The sequence below is a fragment of the Arthrobacter sp. StoSoilB5 genome (assembly GCF_019977235.1).
GTDB lineage: Bacteria > Actinomycetota > Actinomycetes > Actinomycetales > Micrococcaceae > Arthrobacter.
Window position 1 is genome coordinate 1,401,089 of record NZ_AP024646.1, and the last position, 20,949, is coordinate 1,422,037.

Here is a 20,949-nt window from a genome sequence, read left to right on the forward strand (position 1 = left end):
ACGCGGCTAGAGCTTCAGGTACTTCTTCAGCTCTTCGTGGCCTTGGACTTTGAGGGTCCAGTTGGGGCGGTTGAAGTTTTCCGGGGTGAGGCGGACTCTTTGGACGGTTTCCACCCTGTCGCCCCAGCCGTCGCGGGAAATTCCGTTGAGTTCGTAGCCCAGGCTTGTGGAGACGCCCAGGGACTGTTTGTTCCAGACGGCGGCCTCGGACTCGGCAACTTCCGCTTTCAAGTTGTCGAAGGCATAGCTTACGACGGCGGCGCGCATCTCTTTGCCGAAGCCCTGGCCTTGTGCGGACTGCTTGAGCCAGGAGCCCGTGCCCACGGTCTTTAGCGTCTTGAAGTTCTTGGCGCCGAGGTCTTGCACTCCCAGGAACTCGTCTTCATGCCATATGGCGAGGAGGAGGGTCCACGATTCTGGCGTGAAATTGGCGCGGCAGCGCCAGTACCACTGGGCCATGTTGGGGCCCAGCTCGTCATCCGGAAGCTCGGCCCACGGTGTGCTGAAGGGGCTCTTGCCGGGTTCGTGGACCCCGGACCGGGCGGCGGCAACCGCAGCAGGGATATCTTCATCCAGGACGGGGCGGATGGTGAGCCTCGGGGTGGTGAGGGTCAGTCCGAACGGGGGCCAGATGTCTGCCAGCAATGTCATCGCCGTAGCTTAGCCCGGCTGCTGGGAGCACGCGAGTCATAGGGCTGGCGACTGCCTCGCTGGATTGAACGGAGGCAGGGCTGTCAAGCGGCTGGACCGATGTCCCAGGAGATATGGCGCCGAACGTCAGTCAGGTTCATCGATTCGGCCAGGAAGAGATCATCCAGCATGTATTCGTCAACGGCCAGGATCTTCAGCCAATGACCCTTGCCGGCGGTATCGCCGTCCAGGCTTTGGCTGGCGACGCAAACGCCCGTCCCCGCGTCCACCCTGATGAGCGTTCGGCCCGGATGAGCCAAGGGTTCGCTGGGATCGGAGGGCACGTAGGTCCGGCCACGGGTAACCACTGTTTCCAAGGCCAAACGTCCTTCATGGTCAACTTCCCGGGGCTCTTCCAGTGACACGGGGTTGGAATCCGGGAACTCCAACGGGACAGGTGCGTTTCCCGCAAGTTCCACTGGGTCCAGTGCTGCAGCGAGCCGGCCATTGCCAAAGGAGGGTTCACCGTACGCTGCCTCAGGGCGTCTGCGGACCAAGCCGGCGTCGTCGTAGACCGGAGTGACGAGGTGTGCCGGAAGCAGCCAGGAGCGACGCGTCGCACTGACGTAGAACTCGTCCCGGGAATCGTTGATACCTGTAGTGCTGTGCAGCAACGTCCCGTCAGGCGTCTCCAGGCGGAGCGCTCCCGGCCGCCTCAGCCATGCACGTACGAGATTTGCGCCGGTCCCGGGCCGCTCCAGGTATTCGAAGCGGAGACTCGTCCACTTCCACGGCGACGAACGGCAAAGGTTGCGGAATGTGGAGGACAAGTCCTGCGGCTGGCCGTTGTTGCCATTGGCCGGGCCAAAACCTGTTCCGAAACCGGATCCACCTGCACTGTAGCGCCCCATATCCACAGTTTACCTACGCGTTCAAGCTGGCTTCTGGATCAAATCGGATAGCATCTGCAGGGTGATCCGACGACTCGCCGACCTCTGGGATGCCAGCCCGCTGGGCTTCTGGCTGGTGGTTATTGCGTGCGCGTACTTCCTGGTGATGGCGGTGCGCTTGACCGTCATCGATATCAGGAGCCATTTACTTCCGAACCGGATCGTCTTTCCGTCCTACGCCGTGGGCGGGGTTCTGCTGCTTGCCGCCGCGATTCTGGTGTTCGTTGGCGAACCTGGCGCCAGGGAAGGACCCGATGCATCAGTGTTCGGTGTCCCCGGATTGGGGGTGGTGGCCGGTGGCGCCGTGCTCTGGCTTTTCTACTTCCTGCTGCGGCTGGTCTATCCACCCGGTATGGGGTTCGGGGACGTAAAGCTGGCCGGAGTGCTTGGACTCTACCTGGGCTACCTTGGGTGGACCCATGTTTTCGCGGGAACCTTCGCGGCATTCCTGCTGGGCGGACTGTGGAGCCTGGTGATCCTCGTGTCCAGGCGAGGCACCCTGGGTTCGGCCATCCCGTTCGGGCCCTTCATGCTGGCCGGAGCCGTGGCAAGCATGGTGCTTTTGCCTGCGTGATACTGCCCAAAATCGGCTGCAACTGCGGCCGAACTGCAACGCTGCACGGATGCCCGGGTTCCTATCGCTGGGGCATGCTTAGCCCTGTGCACGCTTGACGCACTGGCCTCGACACCACGATTGATGTGAGGGATTTTAGACTCTATGGGCGCACCGGAATTCGTACTCAAACTGCGGGAGAAGATCGGGAATGACCCTCTGTGGTTGCCGGCGGTCAGGGGAGTTGTTTTCGACGACCGTGGCCGGGTGTTGCTCTGCCAACGGGCTGACAACGGCCACTGGACGGTGATTACCGGAATACTTGAGCCAGGAGAGCATCCCGCGCCCGGACTGGTCAGGGAAATCTTTGAGGAAACGGCAGTAGTTGCTGAAACTGAGCGGATCATCGGTGTCGGGGTTGTGGGGCCGGTGACTTTCCCAAATGGCGACGTCTGCGACTTCCTGGACATCACTTTCCGCTGCAGATATGTTTCCGGCAACGCTCAGGTAAACGATGACGAATCGATTGCCGTTGGGTGGTTTGGTCTGGATGAACTGCCTGACATGAGCGAGGGAAACCTTCAGGCCATCAGGCTTGCCACGGGACCCGAAGGCCCCGTGGCGTACCAGGTGGAGGACTAACGCTATTTGATGCCGGCGTCAGCCTAAAGTTTCAGGCCAGAGTTAGGCCTTGTGCGCCGGGGACGTCATGGTGGTGACGTCCAGGGCCTTGTCGAGTTCTGCCTCGGAGACCTTGCCCTCGCCTTCACCCACGAAGCCAAGCTTCTCGGTTGCCTGGCGGATGGTCAGGCCCTCCTTGACGGCGATCTTGGCAATCTTGGCGGCGTTCTCGTAACCAATGAACTTGTTCAGCGGGGTCACGATGGACGGGGAAGCTTCGGCCAGGAAGCGGGCACGCTCCACGTTGGCTGTGATGCCGTCGATCATCTTGTCGGCCATGACGCGGCTGGTGTTGGCCAGCAGGCGGATGGACTCAAGCAGGTTGGCGGCCATGACGGGGATGCCTACGTTGAGTTCGAAGGCGCCGTTGGTGCCGGACCATGCGATGGCGGTGTCGTTGCCGATGACCTGGGCACAAACCATGATGGACGCTTCGCAGATGACGGGGTTGACCTTGCCCGGCATGATCGAGGAACCCGGCTGCAGGTCGGGGATGGCGATTTCGCCGAGGCCCGTGTTGGGACCGGAACCCATCCAGCGGAGGTCGTTGTTGATCTTCATGAAGGAGATCGCGATGTTGCGCAGCTGGCTGGAACCTTCGATGAGGCCATCGCGGTTCGCTTGGGCTTCGAAGTGGTCGCGGGCTTCGGTCAGCGGCAGGCCGGTATCGGCTGCGAGCAGTTCGATGACGCGTTCCGGGAAGCCGGCGGGGGTGTTGATGCCTGTACCGACTGCGGTGCCGCCCAGCGGAACCTCGGCAACGCGGGGGAGTGCGGCGTTGATGCGCTCAATGCCGTAACGGACCTGTGCAGCGTAGCCGCCGAACTCCTGGCCGAGCATAACCGGTGTGGCGTCCATAAGGTGCGTGCGGCCGGACTTGACGACGTCCTTGAACTCCACGGCCTTGCGGTCCAGGGATGCTGCCAGGTATTCCAGGGCCGGGATCAGGTCATTGATCAGGGCCGAGGTTGCGGCAACGTGCACGGACGTCGGGAACACATCGTTGGAGGACTGCGACGCATTCACGTGGTCGTTCGGGTGGACCACCTTATCGCTGCCCGCGGCTGCGAGGGCACGCGAGGCGAGCTCAGCGATGACCTCGTTGGTGTTCATGTTGGAGGAAGTACCCGAGCCGGTCTGGAAGACGTCAATCGGGAAGTCGCCGTCGTACTTGCCCGTTGCCACCTCATCGGCAGCTGCGGCGATAGCCTCGGCGAGCTCACCATCGAGCACCCCCAGTTCGGCGTTCGCCAGTGCAGCGGCCTTCTTGACGCGTGCAAGGGCTTCGATGTGGGTGCGCTCAAGCGTCTTGCCGGAGATGGGGAAGTTCTCCACAGCACGCTGCGTCTGGGCGCGGTACAGGGCGTTCACGGGGACGCGAACTTCGCCCATCGTGTCATGTTCAATACGGAACTCAGTGGTGGAAGTCATGGGGCTAGCTTAGGGCGATTGGGCGCCGCATCGAAAACCCGGATGGGAGTGCTACGTGCTCCGGCGCGGACGCCGGAGCACGGTTGGCTAGAGCTTGCCGATCCCGGAAACGAGGGCCGCGCGGCCCTCATCGAGCTTGTAGGACAGGCCCACGACGGCGACGCGGCCGTCGTCGATGGCGTCGGAAATCACACGCGAGCTGTCGGCCAACCGGGCCGCCGTTTGCTTGACGTGCTCCACCACCATGTCGTTGACGTCCTCTTGGTCATTGCGCTTGGCAGTCAATACCGACGGCGTGATGCGTTCCACCAGGTCACGAATGAATCCGACGGGCATCTCACCCGTTTCCACCGCGGCCTTGGTGGCCTTCACGGCTCCGCAGCTGTCGTGGCCAAGAATGACGATCAGTGGAACGCGGAGTTCGGCGATGCTGTATTCAAGCGAGCCAAGGACGGCGTCATCAATCACTTGCCCGGCTGTGCGAACCACGAAGGCGTCGCCCAAGCCGAGATCGAAGATGATCTCTGCGGCAAGCCTGGAATCCGAGCAGCCGAAGATGACGGCAAAGGGATTCTGGTTCTCCACCAGGGAGGAGCGTCGCGAAGCATCCTGGTTGGGGTGCAGGGATTCGCCGGAAACGAAACGTTCATTGCCCTCTTGGAGGCGGCGCCAAGCAAGGGCGGGAGTCAGATAGGTAGGCACCTGATTACTTTACGGCTCAGAGGTGGCGGCCCGTGAAACTGTTTCGGCCCGTGAACCTGTTTCGCTGCGTGTGCTTAAGCTGCGTGTGCTTAAGAGGAGGGCGTGGGGGTTCCAGAGGGCGCAGCAGCCTGATCCGCAGATTTAACCACTGCCGCCGCGAGCGTGGCGAACTCATCGAGGTTGGCCGTGCCGCTGAGGATGATGGTAGTGCCTCGGTACTGGAGCACCATGCTCCGCTTGTCCTTGCCGGAATCACGCAGTTCCCAATCCTGGCCGCCAGCGTTGCGGACGCCGGTGACAGGAAGGTTGCCGGTCTGCTGCAGCACCCACGTGGGATTCGACTTGGTGGTCTGGGTCAGGCCGATGAAGGCTTCCTTGGGAGTCAGGTAGCCAACCTCCCAGGTAGGCACGCCCGTCCCCGAGCCGGATTCCCAGCGGGCGTAGTTCGGCCTGAATGTGTCGCCCGTTTCCGGCGTGACTGGTGTGAATCCCGCCACATCCGCAGCGTTGCGGGCTATGGAAGCGACATCGACGGCTGGCCGAAACCCTTCGCCCTTGGGGGCAGGGTTCATCAGCACCACAGGAAGGAACGCGAGGACGCACAGCACCAAGGCAATGATCATGCCAATGACGGATGCGTTGGCCCGCTTGGCGGCTTTTGCCGGAATGACGGGTTTATAAGGGACATCCGAGGCATCCGGGGCGCTGTTGCGGTTTGCCGCTGCTGCCTCGGGCTCATTGCCGGCAGTGGGCTTGTCCTGCGTTTCACTCACACCTCCATAGTCCCTTATCCCAGCTGTGAACACACAACCGGGAACCTCACCGCTGGAATTGCCGGCCGTGGTCATCCAGCGACTCCAAGGGCATGCGGCGACTATGATCGTTCATAGAGGGACCCCAGGTTGCCTCGTGCAACCGTGTCCGGTCCCGTGAATCGTCACTCGAAGAAGAGGTTCAAGTGTCTCCTGCACCAATGACCCAGCAGTATTCCACGATTTCGCCGTCGCTCGCCGTCGGCACCGACGAACCCGACCGCAACCTGGCGCTGGAACTCGTCCGTGTCACCGAGGCCGCGGCTATTGCCGGTGGCCACTGGGTAGGTTTCGGCGACAAGAACAAGGCAGACGGCGCCGCCGTCGATGCCATGCGTTCGTTCCTTCACACCGTCCACTTCAATGGCGTCGTGGTCATCGGTGAAGGCGAAAAAGACGAAGCCCCCATGCTGTTCAACGGCGAGCAGGTTGGTGACGGCACCGGTCCTGAGTGCGACGTCGCCGTGGACCCCATCGACGGAACCCGCTTGACCGCCCTCGGCATCAACAACGCCCTCGCCGTCCTGGCAGTGGCGGAACGCGGCTCCATGTTCGATCCCTCCGCTGTTTTCTACATGGAAAAGCTGGTCACTGGTCCTGAAGCCGCAGACATGGTGGACCTGCGCCTGCCCGTCAAGCAGAACCTGCACCTGATCGCCAAGGCCAAGGGCGTCAAGGTCAACCAGCTCAACGTCATGATCCTGGACCGCGACCGGCACCGCCCGCTCGTGGAGGAAATCCGCGAAGCCGGTGCACGCACCAAGTTCATCATGGACGGCGACGTCGCAGGTGCCATCGCAGCAGCCCGGTCCGGAACCGGCGTGGACGCCCTCATGGGCATCGGCGGCACCCCGGAAGGCATCGTTGCGGCCTGTGCCATCAAGTCACTGGGCGGTGTTATCCAGGGCCGTCTGTGGCCCACCTCGGACGACGAGAAGCAGAAGGCAATCGACGCCGGACACGACCTCGACCGCGTCCTTTCCACCAACGACCTCGTCACCTCGGACAACTGCTACTTCGCAGCCACCGGTATCACCGACGGCGACCTCCTCCGCGGCGTTCGTTACCAGAAGGACCGCGTACTGACGCAGTCCATCGTGATGCGTTCCAAGTCCGGCACCGTGCGCTTCGTTGATGCTGAGCACCTCGCATCCAAGTGGGAGACGTACGCGCGCAAGCCGTAACCTCCGCTGATGTCGCGTCCTTGACGCGCGAAAAGCGCCCCATCGCTCTGCGGCTATCTCCTCGTACCTCGTCGATTTGATGCCGCTGACGCGATAGGGCGCTTTTCGCTTGTCTGGATGCGATGGTGCCGCGGGTTCCGGTTTCGCGCTGTTTTGGAGTGGCCGGGCCGCGGGGTGTGCCGTCACCACCTACTTTGACTTGGGAACCCTGCCGACACGCCGTGATCTGCGGCGTGGCGCGGGGTAGCCCGCCTCAAAGTGGGTCGTGGCGGTACGGGCCGGACCTTCTGAGTTGGCCCGGCCCCCGGAGTGTTTAGCGGAGTTTGTCCCGGAGTTGCCTTGCCAGTTGGTAGGCGCGGTAGCGGAGTTTGTTCACTGGGAGGTCCCAGGTGCCGGGGTAGGCTACTTCGCGGCCTCCGAAGGACTTCTTGAAGGACGTGAAGCCGGCCCATTTATGGTCGGGCTGGTCCTCGGGGGCCACGCCCCAGAGGTCCACGTGCTTGAGGCCCTTCTCCTTGGCATCTGCCATGAGATTGACCAGCAGGGGAATGCCGGCACTGAGCTTGCGGTGGGTGTCATCCAAGGCGGCGTGGGCATAGGTGCGGGTGTCCGCGGAATCGTAGGTGAAAGCCGCAGCGATCGGCTCGCCTTCAAGTTCCGCTATGAAGAGCGTCCCTGCACCGGCGGGGAGCAATGATTCGGCCACCTGCGTGAGGTACTCGTCGCTTTGGGGCTTGAACCCGTTGCGTGCTGCCGTCAAGTGGAGGAAATGCAGGAGGATCTTGATGTCCGCGGGATCCTGGGATGCCCGGAACGTCACGCCCTTCTTGTGGATGTTCCGGTACAGGTTCCGGTTGGTTGGCTTCATTCCGGCAAGGACGTCCTTGAAGTCGCCCTCGAGGTCCACGATCCAGCTCAACTCGGGCTGCTGGTTGACGGGCGCGGGCTGCAGGCCGCGTGCACGGAGCAGCTCGTCGGCCTCTGATGCCGTGAACCCTGCCGATGCGGGTTCCATGCGCACGAACACCGCACGCTCCTTTTTCGCCAATGCCACCAAAGCTGCCGTCGCGGCGTCGAAGGCGTCCACGGACTTTGCCACGGGCCCGTAAGGGGCGTAGATGACCTTGCCGGCCGGGTTCTTTTCCTCGATGGCGAGAAAGCTCCACCCGGGGCCGGACTGCTCATGGACCCGGCGGCCGAGCGAGCGCTGGACGTCAGCCCAAGCGGGCGACTGCAGAAAAAAGTCCACGGCTCAGTTACCCAGTCCTGTGGTCACGGCGAAGGCAATGCTTGTATCGGTCGCGCCTTGCACAGGGTGCACGTTCACCGGGTTCTCCACCTCAGGGATGAAAGCGGCACCGCCGCGCTGCAGCGGAAGGTCGCTCTTGGGAGAGTCGAGCACCACGGATCCGGCAACAACCACGACGACGGCTGGACCGGACTGTGCCAGCGGCACCGGTTCGGCACCCGGGCCGAGTTCGATCCGCTGGAGCTGGAACTCCTTGAAGGGCGGGCGATACAGTTCCTGGCCAAACTCCGTGCCGCTGGCTTCAACGCGGGGCACGCCCATCGATTCAAAACGGATGGTCTTGACGAGTTCCGGGACGTCAACGTGCTTTGGCGTGAGGCCGCCGCGCAGCACATTGTCCGAGGAAGCCATGACTTCTACGCCCAGGCCGTGAAGGTAGGCGTGGACGTTGCCAGCCGGCAAGTACACGGCCTCGCCCGGCTGCAAGGACAGGTGGTTGAGGAGCAGGGAAATGAGCACGCCAGCATCGCCAGGGAAGGCCTCATTGATTCCCAGCATCGCCGCCAGCGCATCCTGGTGGGGCTCTTGGGGAGCGCCGGCACGCAGGACGGCCTCTACCTCGTGAATCGCATCGGAGGCGTCGGTGCCGCCCTGAATCAGGCGGGTGAAGGCAGCCTTGAGGGCTTGGGACTCGTCGGGCAGGCTGAGATCGGAGATGACACCGCTGATGACCGCAGGGACCTCCACCGCAGCGGAATCCAGCACTTTGGCAAGGTGCTCAAACACGCCCTTGGCTGCTGCAGGGGTGCGGAAGCCACATAACGCCCGGAACGGGGTAAGCGCAAAGATCATCTCGGGTTTGTGGTTATCGTCCCGGTAGTTGCGTTCGGGGGAATCAGCGGGAATCCCAGCCGCATTCTCCCGGGCGAAGCCTTCGCGTGCTTGTTCCAAACTGGGGTGCACTTGCAAGGAAAGGGGCTGTTCCGCGGCCAGGAGCTTGGTAAGGAAGGGAAGCCGGGGCCCGAACTCGGCAAGGCTGGCGGTTCCCAGGAAATGCGTAGGATCCGTTGCGATCAGGGCATCGAGGGGTTGCGTAACTCCATTCGGGTGAATGGCCGTGGAAGGGGAGTCAGGGTGGGCGCCGATCCACATTTCTGCCTCCGGACCACCTGAGGCCGGCCGCCCCAGCAAGCCGGCGATCGCCGTCGTCGAACCCCACGCGTAGGGTCGCAAAACATTCTCAATCTGATACACGAAGGAAAGTCCTTATCGTCGCGCTGAACGTGAGGTGGTGGTGCTGCAGGGGGCTACAGCGGGGCGCACTGCCCATTGGTCGCCACGAGATCCCGTATGCCTTGCTCGTCGCCCTGGGCTTTGAGGCCGTTGAGTAGTTCTTCCGTGATGGGTGTGCCGTCCGGGGTGGTGGTCACCGGTGTGAAATCCGACGACGACGGAGACGGCTGCTGACCTGCTGGCGTCCTGGCCGGCAAGCCGCCGCGGACCGGGCCAGCCGCCGCGACATGAGAGCCCACAGTACTAGAGCCCGCAGTATTAGAACCCACAGCGCCGTTGTTGGACACCATGGAGTCATCGGCCTTGGGGCTGCCCTCGGAGGTCAGCAGTTCCTTGACCTTCGAGTGAATCAGGTCGAAGTCGGGCACTGTGGAGAACGAGGCATCAAAATCGGGCGGGCCAATAGTGAGGCGCTTGACTGGTTGGCTCTTGGACTTCAAGGCAAGGTCCACAAAGCTGCCGAGCTGCGCAGAGGAGATGTTGGACTCCACCACCTTGGTGCCTGCGTTGGCGATGTCCTCGAACTTGGTGAGCAACGTGCCGGGGTCCAGCTGCTTGAGCATGGCCTGCTGTACGCATTGCTGGCGGGCGATGCGGGCGTAGTCGTCAACGAATTCGCGGGAACGGCCGTACCACAATGCGTGGAAGCCATCCAGGTGTTGGTCGCCGGCCGGGATCCAGCCATCAGGCATGCCGTGGATTCCGTTGGCCTCGTCAGTCACGGGACCACTGATGGGTACCCAGCCGCCAGCCTTGATGCGGATGCCGCCCATGGCATCGATGAGCTTGGCGAACCCGTCCATGTCCACCAGCACATACGCCTGCACAGTGATCCCCAAGGTCCCGGACACAGCTTCAAGGGTTGCCTGGGCTCCGGGATCGGCAACCCCCGGGTACAGGTCCTTGTGGTTGTTGGTGACCTCGGTGTTGACGGCATTGATGAGGCATTCATCGCCGCAGTTGTAGCCGTCGGGATAGATCTTCCGCATGGGCGAGCCCTCGCTGAACTGTGCGTTCTGCAAGTTCCGGGGCACGGAAATGATGGCACTTTCACCGGTTTTGGCGTCCACGCTGATGACTGAAAGGCTGTCTGGACGCCGACCCGTCCGGTCATCACCGGCGTCGCCGCCCATCATCAGGAAGTTGTAGCGACCATCTACGGGATCGATGGCAGGGCCGGCGTCGAAAATGCTGCCGATCGCGTTGCGGCTGACGTTCAGCACGTACGCAAGGTAGCCCAATGACCCGCTGGCGAGGACAGTTGCCACCGCAAGGACGACGGCAATGATGGGACGCATCCCGGGCGCCAGCAGGTTGGGCCGGATGATCCGAAGCGTGTTCAGGAACAGATAGGCCCAGCCCAAAGCCAGGGCGATAAGGACAACGATGATGAACAGTGATCCCACGGGATGCGTCACGATGCTGAGCAGCAGGCTCCGGTTCACCAGCGCAATCAAAAGCGTCAGCACAGCCAGGGCCCACACTGTGAGTGTGACGCGCAGGGCCATGCGGCCCAGCTTTCGGTCGCCCGCGACGATCTGTGCGCTGCCGGGGATGAAGAGAGTGAGGAGGACCAGCACGAAGGCGCGTTTGGTCCGCACCGGGGCACTGGCCCCGGATGGATAGCGGACTGGATCAGTCAGGGCGGCACCTGACTCATTCGTGTTCTTGTGCATGGTGGTCATCCGCTGCCTTCCTAGCGGCTGCTCCGGGCGGAAGCATTGGCAGGGGAGAAGACCTCTTCCACCTTGTGGCGCAGGTTTTCGCCCTTCTTGGTGGCGACGTCGTTCAACTCCTGGGCGAAGCGCAGCAGGTCTTCACGAAGACGGACGGCAAGGTCGTCGGTGCCGGAGGCCAGCATCCGTACAGCCAGGAGTCCAGCATTGCGCGCACCGGCGATGGAGACAGTGGCAACCGGGACGCCGGCAGGCATTTGCACGATGGACAACAGTGAGTCCATGCCGTCCAAGGTCTTCAAGGGAACGGGGACGCCGATCACGGGCAGGGGAGTGACCGAAGCCAACATTCCAGGCAAGTGCGCAGCGCCGCCTGCTCCGGCGATGATGACGCGCAGGCCGCGCTCGTGTGCGGTCTGGCCGTAGCGAATCATTTCGGTGGGCATGCGGTGCGCGGAGACGACATCTGCCTCGAACGGGATGCCGAACTCAGCCAAGGCGTCCGCAGCGGCTTCCATGACCGGCCAGTCGGAGTCGGAGCCCATGACGAGCCCTACGAGTGGGGCTGTTGATTCTGACGTCATTCGGTCTCCTCGGAGGTGGTCTGTGCAGGCATGCGGCCGTCACGGATGATGTTGGCCACCGCCGTGGCGCGTTGGCGGACGGAATCTACATCCGAGATTGAGGTGCCGGCCAGGTTGACATGCCCGATCTTTCGGCCTGGCCGCACGGACTTGCCATAGCAGTGCACCTTCGCCGCCGGTTCATAAGCCAAGGCCATGGGGAAGGCTTCAAAGAGGTCCTGGTTGTCTCCACCCAGGAAGTTCTTCATGACAAATACCGGCGCTATGGCATCCGTGGCGCCCAGTGGAAGGTCCAGGACCGCCCGGAGATGCTGTTCGAACTGGCTGGTGATGGACCCGTCCTGCGTCCAGTGCCCCGTGTTGTGGGGGCGCATTGCGAGTTCGTTGATGAGGAATCCGGCGCCAACGCCTGGGGTTTCAAACAGCTCAGCAGCCATGACGCCCGTGACCCCGAGCTCGTTGGCAATACGTAGCGCAGCCTCCTCGGCTGCCGCCGCAACTTCGAGCGGGATGTTCGGGGCGGGGGCGATAACTTCGTCGCACACACCGTCCACCTGGATGGTGTGAACAACGGGCCACGCACGTGATTCGCCACTGGGCGTGCGCGCAACAAGCGCGGAGAGTTCGCGGCTGAAGTCCACCTTGGCTTCTGCAAGCAGTGGGCTCATTGACTGGAACCAGTCAGAAGTGCCAGCGGCATCATCAGCGGAGTCGACAATCCGGACGCCCTTGCCGTCGTAGCCGCCGCGCGGCGTCTTCAGCACCACAGGCCAGCCGATCTTGTCGCCGAAAGCCACCAAATCTTCCACGGAGTCAACAGCGGCCCATTCCGGATTCGGCAGGCCGAGGCGATCGATGGCCGCGCGCATGACGAGTTTGTCCTGGGCATTTACCAAGGCATCCGGTCCCGGCTGGACGTTCACACCGGCGTCGAGCAAGGCACGCAGGTGTTGCGTCGGAACGTGTTCGTGATCGAACGTGAGGACGTCCACGCCCTTGGAGAACTCGAGGAGAGCGTCAAGGTCTTTGTAGTCGCCAATGGGGGCGTTGGCCACAGCGGGGACAGCCGAAACGTCCTCGCCCTCAGCCAAAACACGTAGTTCGAAGCCTAAAGCGGTAGCGGGCGGGGCCATCATGCGGGCGAGCTGGCCGCCGCCAACAACACCAATTACTGGAAAAGTCACAAGGTTCAGCCTACCGAACCAGCGGCCGGAACGCTGATTCAGCCACTATTCAGCCACTCTATGGTCACGATTTAAACCGGGCTTGGCCGTGGGCTGGCGGCGGACAGGGCCCCGGTATCGGCGTTCTCACAGGGGACTCAAAGGCAGCGCTTGGAAATGGGCGCTAAAATGGATCTGGCCCATCGGCCCACTTTTCAACGGCCATGGAGGGTCATGATCACCACACTTGCAGATCGCATCCGCGGACTTGCCTCACTTTTTTGGCGTGAGGTAGCAAAGTTCGGCGCCGTAGGCGGTGTTGCTTTTGTCATTGACTCAGCAGTTTACATCTGGCTCTTTTCGGGCCCGATGCACGGAAGCGAAGTCTGGGCCAAGGCCATCGCGACGATCGTTGCAAGCGTGTTCTCCTGGGTAGCCAACCGCTTCTGGACTTTCCGCCACCGCAAACAGGCGAACGTGGTCCGTGAAGCCGTGCTGTTTGCCGTGATGAATTTCGTCGGACTGCTGATCGCCTCCGGTTGTGTATGGTTCGCCAAGTACATCCTGGACTTGAATGACAAGCCGTCGCTGTTCATCGCAGGCAGCGTCGTGGGACTCATCCTGGGCACCATTTTCCGGTTCTTCGCGTACCGCTTCTGGGTCTTCAACGAAGAGCTGGACGCCGAGCCTGCTTACTCCCACGACCACGAGATCATCGAACTGCACCACAAGCCCAAGGTGGACGCCGCGGAGGCTGCCGCTCCTGCGCCGCCCACCGGCGAATTCCCCTCGGTCAAGAACGGCTGACGCGCTCATTCTCAAGCAGGTGCTCCGTCACTTCCAGATCGGGATGCACGAGCACCACTGAGCCGTCCTCTTTCCACGCGCCCAACGCCGCTGCCAGGCCCGGCTCCAAACCCTCGGCTGCCCGAACCAATAGCCGGACGCCGGTGTCCTGGGTTGCGGCGAATCCGTCCAGAAGGCTGTCGTGGGTGTGGCCAGCTGTGCCACGGACGGCCGGGAGGCCTGCCTCAGGCTCGTTGTGCGCCATGAAGACATCACCGTGCGAGCGGACCTCCGCGGCATAATCCACGACGCCGGATGGCAGCTCGCCGGGCCAACGCATCGCAAGTGCCGCGAGCGGCACGGCAACGACCGCGTCAAAGCCGCCCCGGGCGCCGTCGTCGGGGGTGTCGGTAACGAGCAGGTCGGCTGCGGTGTCATTGAACACCACCTCCATGCCCAGTTGCCAAGCGGCCAGCGCCCACACAAAGGACTTCCAGTGTGCCGGGAGGTCCAGGCGGATGGCCATGCCCGGCTCGGCGTCGAGTTCGTCCTGCAGGAGGTTGCTGGTCTTGGCTACCCAGTTGTCCAATACCCGCCCGGATAGCTCTACGCGCTCGGAATCGGGTCCGTACCACGTCAGCCTGGGTGAGGTGGAGTGGCCGGATCGCAGGGCGGTCATCAGGTTCGCTGCCGGGATGCTCATGGGTCAATCCTGCCACGATGGCAAGCCGGGGTCGCCGAAGAATGTGAAATGCAACACAGGTCCGTTAAGTCCATACGATGGACATCCCGGGGTTGGGTTGGGAATTCCCCGGAATGTCAGGAGTTGTTCATGGAAACTGATGCCAGGCTTCCGTTTTGGCCCGGAGCCTCGCGCGCCACGACGGAAAATGTTGGGCGTGGCGCATCCCACGTTTCTACAGATTCTTGATTATTATCCCGGCGCGGCTTGACTGGCGGGTAGTTACACGCGTGTAATTAGTAATCAACGCCGCTGCACAGATTCCCGGAACATCGCCGGGAATCGGAAACACATCCAAGCAGCAGCTGCAAAATCAGGAGGGACGCCATGGGGCAAGCGTTGCGTATCCAGGAAGATGCAGTCGTCGCAGAACATGCGTCGGTGAAATACCGTTCGCGGGAAGTGCCAGGGGACTGGTATGTGGACCCGGCGGATCCGGAAGCGGCAGACCGATACAACCAGAACGTGCAGCAGTCTTTGGAGGACCAAGCAACTGCCCTCCTCGCTGCACACGAGGCGTTGATTGGTGACCTGCCCGCTGGGCCGGACGAAGACGTGGACGATCCTCCCATGGAGTTGCGTCGTCCCCAGGAAATCCCAGGACAGCCGGTATGGATTGGACTGCCGGGCCAAGGCGACTTCGATGACGAGGGCGAACTCGGATGGCAGACTGACGCCTTGTGCGCCCAGACAGATCCGGAAGCATTCTTTCCCGAAAAGGGCGGATCAACGAGGGACGCCAAGAAGGTTTGCGGAGCGTGCAACGTCCGTTCGCAGTGCCTCGAGTACGCCCTGGCAAACGACGAGCGATTCGGCATCTGGGGCGGGCTCTCTGAGCGCGAACGTCGTCGGTTGAGGAAGCGGGCAGTCTAATTCTTAAGGAAGTACACGTTACCGCCGTCGTGGTTGCCCACGACGGCGGGAACTATCTCCCCAGGACCTTGGCGGCACTGTCGGACCAGACGCGTTCGGCAGATGCCGCCATTGGCATTGATACAGGATCCACGGACAATTCCCTCGAGCTGCTCCGTGAGGCCTTGGGGCAAGCAAACGTCACCGAATACGTCCAGCCAAAGTCCGGATTCGGTGCTGCTGTCCAGGCGGGCCTGGATGAGCTTGCTCCCGTGGGCTTTGCCAACAACGCAGAACCCGCCGGTGCTGTCGAATGGATCTGGCTCCTTCATGATGACGCCGCTCCGGCGCCGGATGCCTTGGCCGAGCTTCTCCACGCGGTGGAAAGAACCACGTCGGTAACTGTTGCCGGCTGCAAGCAACTTGGATGGGACCACGAACGCCATGTGGTGGACGTTGGCTTGTCCACTAGCCGCTGGGCTGAACGCCTCACGCTGATCGACGCCGACGAAGTGGACCAAGGGCAATACGACGCCCGCACTGACACCTTTGCCGTGAACTCTGCCGGCATGCTGATCCGGAGGGACGTCTGGGAGCACCTGCAGGGCTTCGACCCTGCTTTGCCGGGCAGCGGCGATGACGTCGATTTCTGTTGGCGCAACTGGCTTGCGGGAAACCGTGTGGTGGTGGTGCCAAGCGCGCGGATGTTCCACGTGGAGCACCGCCCCCATGGTCTAGGCACGTCCTCGGCGGCCCGCAAGGCACAAATTCACATGCGCCTCAAGCACACGCCGTGGTGGAACGTACCGTTCCAGGCCGCGGGGGCGCTCTTGGGCGCGCTCGTCCGGCTGGTGCTGAGCATTCTGGTCAAGGAACCGGGCTACGGATTCTCCCAGTTCACCGCGACGATTGCGGGCTTGCTCCGGCCATTCGCTGTTGCAAGGGGCCGGCGTACCGCGGCCAGGACACGTCGCGTGCACCGTTCGGTGGTCCGGGGCCTCCAAACGTCGTCCCGCGAGGTCCGCGCCAACAGGCGCTCCCTGCTGGAGGCAATCCGCCCCAGCGAGGAGACTTCCGTCGCCTCCGATCTTCTAGCCCCCGAACCCAGCGGCGATGCCTCCGACGATTTCGCGGCGCTGGCAACCAACGAACGCGGGTGGGTGGGTACCGGTGCAGTTGCTGCCGCCATCATCGCGCTAGCGGCTTCTTTGGTAGGGCTGGTTGGCCTCCTGCGCACGGGAATTGTGGCCGGAGGAGGACTCCTTCCTTTGTCCGAGTCCCCTGCTGATATCTGGTCCAACGCCTCCACCTGGTGGATTTCCCTCGGAGCGGGGCTGCCGGGGCACGGCGATCCCTTCGCTTACGTATTGTGGCTTCTGTCCTTGTTCGGCGGCGGCGATGGCAACTCGGCAATGGTGTGGCTGTTGATCCTGGCCATGCCACTGTCTGCGATCAGCGCCTGGTTCGCTGCTGGTGCGTTAACCACGCGGCGCCGGTTCCGGATGGTTGCCGCCCTTGCCTGGTCCGGGGCACCTGCATTGCTTATTGCCATAAACCAGGGCAGGCCGGGCGCCTTGGTGGCCCACGTCCTGATGCCCTTGCTCATGCTGGCGCTGATACGGGCCTCGGGCTCCGCCATAGGCCGGGGACACCATGCCGTACGGGCACCTTTCACTCGCCGCCCGGTGCCCGTGCTCGGTAAGCCAGGCATTAACGGCACGCCGTCCTGGACCGCCGCAGCGGCGGCAGGCTTGGCGATGGCTGCCATCACCGCCTCGGCACCTTCGCTCCTGGGGCCGATTACTGTTGTTGTGGTCCTGGCAGCCGTGGTGCTCGGACAACGGGGAAAGACGCTGTGGTGGGCCCTTTTGCCCAGTGCAGCCTTATTCATTCCCTACGGTATTTCGGTACTCGACCGCCCCCGTTCTTTGCTCGCAGATCCTGGACTGCCCCTCAGCTTCGACGCCGCACCGCTGTGGCAGCAGTTCCTGGGCCAGCCGTTGGCGTTCAAGATCGACGGCGGCCTCACAGGCCTTGGGATGTTCGGACCCGGCGCTGTGCCTTGGGCGCTGTTGCTGGCGCTGCTGGTCAGCGTCCCGGTACTTCTCCTGGCCGTCGCAGCGTTGTTCCTTCCCGGTAAGCGCACCGTCCTGGCCCGCGTCTTCTGGTTGGCCGCACTGGCAACGCTGGCCAGTAGTTGGCTGATGGGCCACGTGGCCACAGGCGTCAACAACAATGTGATTATTGGCCCATTCACCGGACCGGCGGTTTCGGCCGCGGGTATCCTGCTGCTCGGTGCGGCATTGCTGGGTGCCGAGAGAATATTCGCAGTTTCCAACAGGGCATCGGATACCACCCGTTGGAAGGCGTCCTTCCGTCGCATGGCCTCGGGCGTGGCCCTTGCCCTCTTGATGGGTGGACCCCTGGCCGGGATGGCGGCATGGGCAGGACAGAACGTCCTGCAGCCCTCGTCCGAGGCCCCGGTGGCCACCGATACCGCTGACGCCGCACTGACCGGGGACAGTAACAAGTCATCCTTGGGCTCGGCCCGCCAAGTGCGGCCGGTGGATAGGGGCACTTTGCCAGCCACCGCCGTCGACCGTGGCGAGGGACCGGAACGTACGCGAACCCTGGTTATTACCAGCGGTGAGCAGGGCGCCTTCACGTCCTCACTGATGCGCGGTGCCGGGACTACGCTGGACAGCCTGTCCACCATCGCCTCGGCCAGGACCATCATCGGCGCTCCCGGCCGTGAAGAGATTGCCACCGACGACGACGCTACTGCGTCCCTCCGCAGGGCTGTGGCCACAATCGTGGCTAGCACAGGAGTGGACCCCCGCAGCGATCTTGAGCAGCTCGGTGCAGGTTTTGTGGTGCTTAAGGCCGCTGACGACGCAGCGCAACTAACGGCCAGCAGGATCGACGCCGTCCCGGGTCTGGTTGCTGTTGGACAAACCGACGCCGGTTGGTTGTGGCGCGTCACGCCGCGGAGCCCCTCTGCCTCGACCGCCGCGGACACCGCGCACAGGGTTCGAATTCTGAATGCCCAGGGTGAAATCATCGGCTCCCTGCCGTCAGCAGAGGTATCGGTGGACGCATCCGTGCCCTCGGGTGACGAGGGGCGCCGCGTGGTCCTGGCCGAACGGTCCGATCCCGGATGGAGTGCTTGGATGGATGGGCGCCAGCTGAAGGCGACCACGTCCGGCTGGGCCCAAGCCTTCGAACTTCCCGCCAGCGGAGGCGACCTTGAAATCCGCTACACCAACCCCTGGGGTCTTTGGTTTGGCATCCTGCAGGCAGTGGTGTTCGGACTGACCGTGCTGCTGGCCGTTCCGATGCCTGCCCGCCGCTCGCGAACCGGCATGTCGAGGGACGAAGTCTCCCTCCGTAAGGAGTACAGCAGTGTCTGACGACCCCAAGAACAAGGTCGACGATCAAGGGAAGCGCAGCTCCACCAAGGGCACCCGCGGCTCCAACAAGGGGATCATCACAGGGGTTTTGTCTGCCGTGGTGATTCTTGCTGCGGGAGGGGGAGCGGTTGCCGCCACCTCAATGGTTCCGGCCCCCTCCGGGGGCTCTGCCGTGGACATCCGGCAGGCCGATGTTCCGGCAGGTCGCTCCCTGGGCGTCTGCCCGGAACCAGCGCGCCTTGTCACTGGAACCGATGTAGGCACGGATGCTGAATTCAGCCCGGTTTCCACCACTGCCACCAGTGCGCTCAATGCCGTGGTCCTGAGCAATCCCGCAGGCACCATTCCGGGAAGCAAAGTGACGTCCTTGGCGGGGGAGGCGGTTGCGCAGATTGCAAAGACACCCACAAGCACCCCGTCGCCCTCGCCGGGCCCGCCGGTATTGGCGGCCGCGGTGGCCTCCATCAGCCCCGTTGCTGCCCCCACGGTGGTAGGCGCTGACCCCATCGGAAATGAACAAGCTTCCTTGGCCGCTAATCTCAGCTACTCAGCCACGGACGGCGACCTCCGTGGCCTGGCCGCGGCCCCGTGCCAGCAACCTGGAAACGACGCGTGGTTGTTGGGCGCGGACACCGCGCTCGGCAGGACAGCGGTCCTGAACCTGAGCAATGCATCCGAAACGCCGGCAACCGTCAACCTGGACCTTTTTGGCGCTCAAGGACAGATCCAGGCCCCTGGCGCACGCGGTCTCCTGATCGCTCCCGGAACCACCCGTTCAGTGAACCTTGCCGGCCTGGCCCCTGGCGAATCCCAACTGGCAGTGCACGTGCGCAGCTCAGGCGGACCCGTAGCCGGGACCATCCAGCAGAGCGTGCTGCGCGGACTCGTGCCGGGTGGCGTGGAGTTCCTGTCCCCAGGTTCCGGGCCGTCCAATCTCCAGGTGATGGCGGGCGTCGACATCCAGGATGCGGCCGCCATCAAGGCACTGGGCAGCAAATCCGGCTTTGCTGATGCCGTTCCCGCGCTTGAAATTGCCGTGCCTGGCTCCACCGACGCAGTGGTTCAAGTCCGGCTGTACGGCGCAAATGGTGAGCGGCAGCTTCCCAACGGGGGAGTAGTCACCGTCAAGGGCGGCACAGTATCTACTTTGGATCTCGACGGCGTTCCGGCTGGCAGCTATACAGTGAGCGCGAGTTCGGATGTCGCTTTCGTGGCTTCAACCAGGATTGCGAGGGGTGCCAAAGCGGAGGAGCCCACGGATTTCGCTTGGTCTCCGTCTTCGGCCCGCCTCGGCAGCCAGCATGTGGTGGCGGTGCCCCATGACGGTCAGGGCTTCTTCAGCTTCGGTGTTCCCGAGGGCCGTGCGACAGTCAGCTATGCACCGGTGACCGCCGATGGGAAGGTGGGCAAGTCCGTGGATGTGGACATGTCCGGCGGCACAACGTCGCTGATCGGGCTCCCGGCAAAATCCGGACAGGCTGTGATTGCAGGGTATGTGGTATCGGCATCAGGGGACCCGGTGTACGGAGCACTGTTGCTGGGTAGGCAGGACCGCCCCGACGTCTCCGTGCTGGGCATCCAGGATGCTGCTGCAGGACTTGAAAAAGTCCCAGTGACCGTGGGCTACTAGTGACCGTGGGCTACTAGTGACGGTGGGCTACCAGCGGCGTTACGGGCTCGCCTTTGGGCGCTACTGGTAGCGACGCCGGTATACAGGATCCAGCGTCTCTGGTGGGACACCGAGCATTTCCGCGGTGTATTCCACCACGACGTCATGGACGAGGTCCTGGAGCTCTTCCCGAGTTCCGGCAGTCTGTTCGACGACCCTCCGGTACACGGTGATCATGGGCGCTTCCCCACGGCCGCCTGGAGTATAGGAGCCCATGGGAGCTGCCGTACCCTCCGCGACCAATTGCTCAAGGTTCGGTGGGATTTCGTCGACCGCAAAGAGCACGCCATCCAACTGCTTGCCCCACATATCCTGGAGGCGTTCAGCGGAGTCCAGCACCATGTCGTCAAAACGTTCTGCGCGCGTCCGGAAGCCGGGGAGGCTTGGGAGCATGAGTTCTCCGCGCAGTCCCCTCCCGTGGCGGTTTCTCCTGCGCCGCCGGAAACCACGGACATCCGCGCCGGTGTGTTCCTTTGCCTGATCGCCATCGGCGTCAGTCCACCGGATTGTGAAGCCAGGAACATGTGGCTGTGACTGCATATATCGACTTTAGTCCCGAGGAACCGCCAGCGCGACATCATG

At 63.1% G+C, this 20,949-nt stretch carries 19 protein-coding genes; 7 read left to right on the top strand and 12 right to left on the bottom strand.

What is annotated here, in order from left to right:
- Positions 1–6: 6 nt before the first annotated feature.
- Entirely contained in the window at positions 7–651 is a 645-nt protein-coding gene (locus LDN75_RS06490) for a GNAT family protein (protein WP_223936330.1), read from the bottom strand.
- 83 nt (positions 652–734) lie between these two features.
- Positions 735–1,460: a hypothetical protein gene (locus LDN75_RS06495; RefSeq protein ID WP_223937508.1), complete on the bottom strand. Its 726-nt coding sequence runs from the start codon at positions 1,458–1,460 to the stop codon at positions 735–737.
- Positions 1,461–1,602: 142 nt separating this feature from the next.
- On the opposite strand from LDN75_RS06495, the gene LDN75_RS06500 reads away from it, so the two are divergent.
- Complete coding sequence (locus LDN75_RS06500) at positions 1,603–2,154, top strand: A24 family peptidase (RefSeq protein ID WP_223936331.1); 552 nt, start codon at positions 1,603–1,605, stop codon at positions 2,152–2,154.
- Positions 2,155–2,298: 144 nt separating this feature from the next.
- The gene (locus tag LDN75_RS06505; RefSeq protein WP_223936332.1) at positions 2,299–2,775 is read left to right on the top strand and encodes an NUDIX domain-containing protein; all 477 of its coding nucleotides are present in this window, start codon (positions 2,299–2,301) and stop codon (positions 2,773–2,775) included.
- Positions 2,776–2,817: 42 nt separating this feature from the next.
- Here LDN75_RS06505 and LDN75_RS06510 read toward each other — a convergent pair whose 3' ends face one another.
- From LDN75_RS06510 to LDN75_RS06520, 3 genes are all read right to left on the bottom strand, one after another.
- Positions 2,818–4,245, bottom strand: coding sequence for a class II fumarate hydratase (locus LDN75_RS06510; protein ID WP_223936333.1), 1,428 nt, complete (start codon positions 4,243–4,245; stop codon positions 2,818–2,820).
- Between the two features lie 87 nt (positions 4,246–4,332).
- Entirely contained in the window at positions 4,333–4,947 is a 615-nt protein-coding gene (locus tag LDN75_RS06515; RefSeq protein ID WP_223936334.1) for a carbonic anhydrase, read from the bottom strand.
- Positions 4,948–5,036: 89 nt separating this feature from the next.
- Positions 5,037–5,720 (bottom strand): DUF4245 domain-containing protein, encoded by a 684-nt coding sequence (locus tag LDN75_RS06520; protein WP_223936335.1) that lies wholly within the window; start codon positions 5,718–5,720, stop codon positions 5,037–5,039.
- Positions 5,721–5,920: 200 nt separating this feature from the next.
- On the opposite strand from LDN75_RS06520, the gene glpX reads away from it, so the two are divergent.
- Positions 5,921–6,943 (top strand): class II fructose-bisphosphatase, encoded by a 1,023-nt coding sequence (gene glpX, locus LDN75_RS06525; RefSeq protein WP_223937509.1) that lies wholly within the window; start codon positions 5,921–5,923, stop codon positions 6,941–6,943.
- A 313-nt stretch (positions 6,944–7,256) separates the two neighbouring features.
- On the opposite strand, the gene LDN75_RS06530 is transcribed toward glpX, so the two are convergent.
- From LDN75_RS06530 to LDN75_RS06550, 5 genes are read right to left on the bottom strand one after another with little or no spacing between them, the layout of a single operon-like run.
- Positions 7,257–8,192 carry a peptidoglycan bridge formation glycyltransferase FemA/FemB family protein gene (locus LDN75_RS06530; protein ID WP_223936336.1) on the bottom strand — a complete coding sequence of 312 codons (936 nt, stop codon included), beginning with the start codon at positions 8,190–8,192 and terminating at the stop codon, positions 7,257–7,259.
- 3 nt (positions 8,193–8,195) lie between these two features.
- Positions 8,196–9,446 (bottom strand): mannose-6-phosphate isomerase, class I, encoded by a 1,251-nt coding sequence (gene manA, locus LDN75_RS06535; protein WP_223936337.1) that lies wholly within the window; start codon positions 9,444–9,446, stop codon positions 8,196–8,198.
- Between the two features lie 53 nt (positions 9,447–9,499).
- Positions 9,500–11,170, bottom strand: coding sequence for an LCP family protein (locus LDN75_RS06540; RefSeq protein WP_223936338.1), 1,671 nt, complete (start codon positions 11,168–11,170; stop codon positions 9,500–9,502).
- An 11-nt stretch (positions 11,171–11,181) separates the two neighbouring features.
- Positions 11,182–11,745 (bottom strand): 5-(carboxyamino)imidazole ribonucleotide mutase, encoded by a 564-nt coding sequence (gene purE / locus LDN75_RS06545; protein WP_223936339.1) that lies wholly within the window; start codon positions 11,743–11,745, stop codon positions 11,182–11,184.
- On the bottom strand, positions 11,742–12,881 hold the full coding sequence (locus LDN75_RS06550; protein WP_263422382.1) for a 5-(carboxyamino)imidazole ribonucleotide synthase: 1,140 nt from the start codon (positions 12,879–12,881) through the stop codon (positions 11,742–11,744). The genes purE and LDN75_RS06550 overlap by 4 nt, the downstream gene beginning before the upstream one ends.
- Before the next feature lie 261 nt (positions 12,882–13,142).
- On the opposite strand from LDN75_RS06550, the gene LDN75_RS06555 reads away from it, so the two are divergent.
- On the top strand, positions 13,143–13,715 hold the full coding sequence (locus tag LDN75_RS06555; RefSeq protein WP_223936341.1) for a GtrA family protein: 573 nt from the start codon (positions 13,143–13,145) through the stop codon (positions 13,713–13,715).
- Here the strand turns inward: LDN75_RS06555 and LDN75_RS06560 are convergent.
- Positions 13,702–14,397: a TIGR03089 family protein gene (locus tag LDN75_RS06560; protein WP_223936342.1), complete on the bottom strand. Its 696-nt coding sequence runs from the start codon at positions 14,395–14,397 to the stop codon at positions 13,702–13,704. The two genes, LDN75_RS06555 and LDN75_RS06560, sit on opposite strands and share 14 nt — an antisense overlap.
- A 366-nt stretch (positions 14,398–14,763) precedes the next feature.
- Between LDN75_RS06560 and LDN75_RS24115 the strand changes: the two genes are divergently transcribed.
- Genes LDN75_RS24115 through LDN75_RS06575 form a run of 3 tightly spaced genes read left to right on the top strand, consistent with a single transcriptional unit; the run spans position 14,764 to position 20,328 of the window.
- Positions 14,764–15,309, top strand: a complete 546-nt coding sequence (locus LDN75_RS24115) for a WhiB family transcriptional regulator (RefSeq protein WP_263422347.1) — start codon at positions 14,764–14,766, stop codon at positions 15,307–15,309.
- Positions 15,310–15,338: 29 nt separating this feature from the next.
- Positions 15,339–18,698, top strand: a complete 3,360-nt coding sequence (locus LDN75_RS06570; RefSeq protein WP_223936343.1) for a glycosyltransferase — start codon at positions 15,339–15,341, stop codon at positions 18,696–18,698.
- Positions 18,691–20,328 carry a DUF5719 family protein gene (locus LDN75_RS06575; RefSeq protein WP_223936344.1) on the top strand — a complete coding sequence of 546 codons (1,638 nt, stop codon included), beginning with the start codon at positions 18,691–18,693 and terminating at the stop codon, positions 20,326–20,328. The genes LDN75_RS06570 and LDN75_RS06575 overlap by 8 nt, the downstream gene beginning before the upstream one ends.
- Positions 20,329–20,388: 60 nt before the next feature.
- On the opposite strand, the gene LDN75_RS06580 is transcribed toward LDN75_RS06575, so the two are convergent.
- Positions 20,389–20,907, bottom strand: a complete 519-nt coding sequence (locus tag LDN75_RS06580; RefSeq protein ID WP_223936345.1) for a metallopeptidase family protein — start codon at positions 20,905–20,907, stop codon at positions 20,389–20,391.
- Between the last annotated feature and the right edge of the window lie 42 nt (positions 20,908–20,949).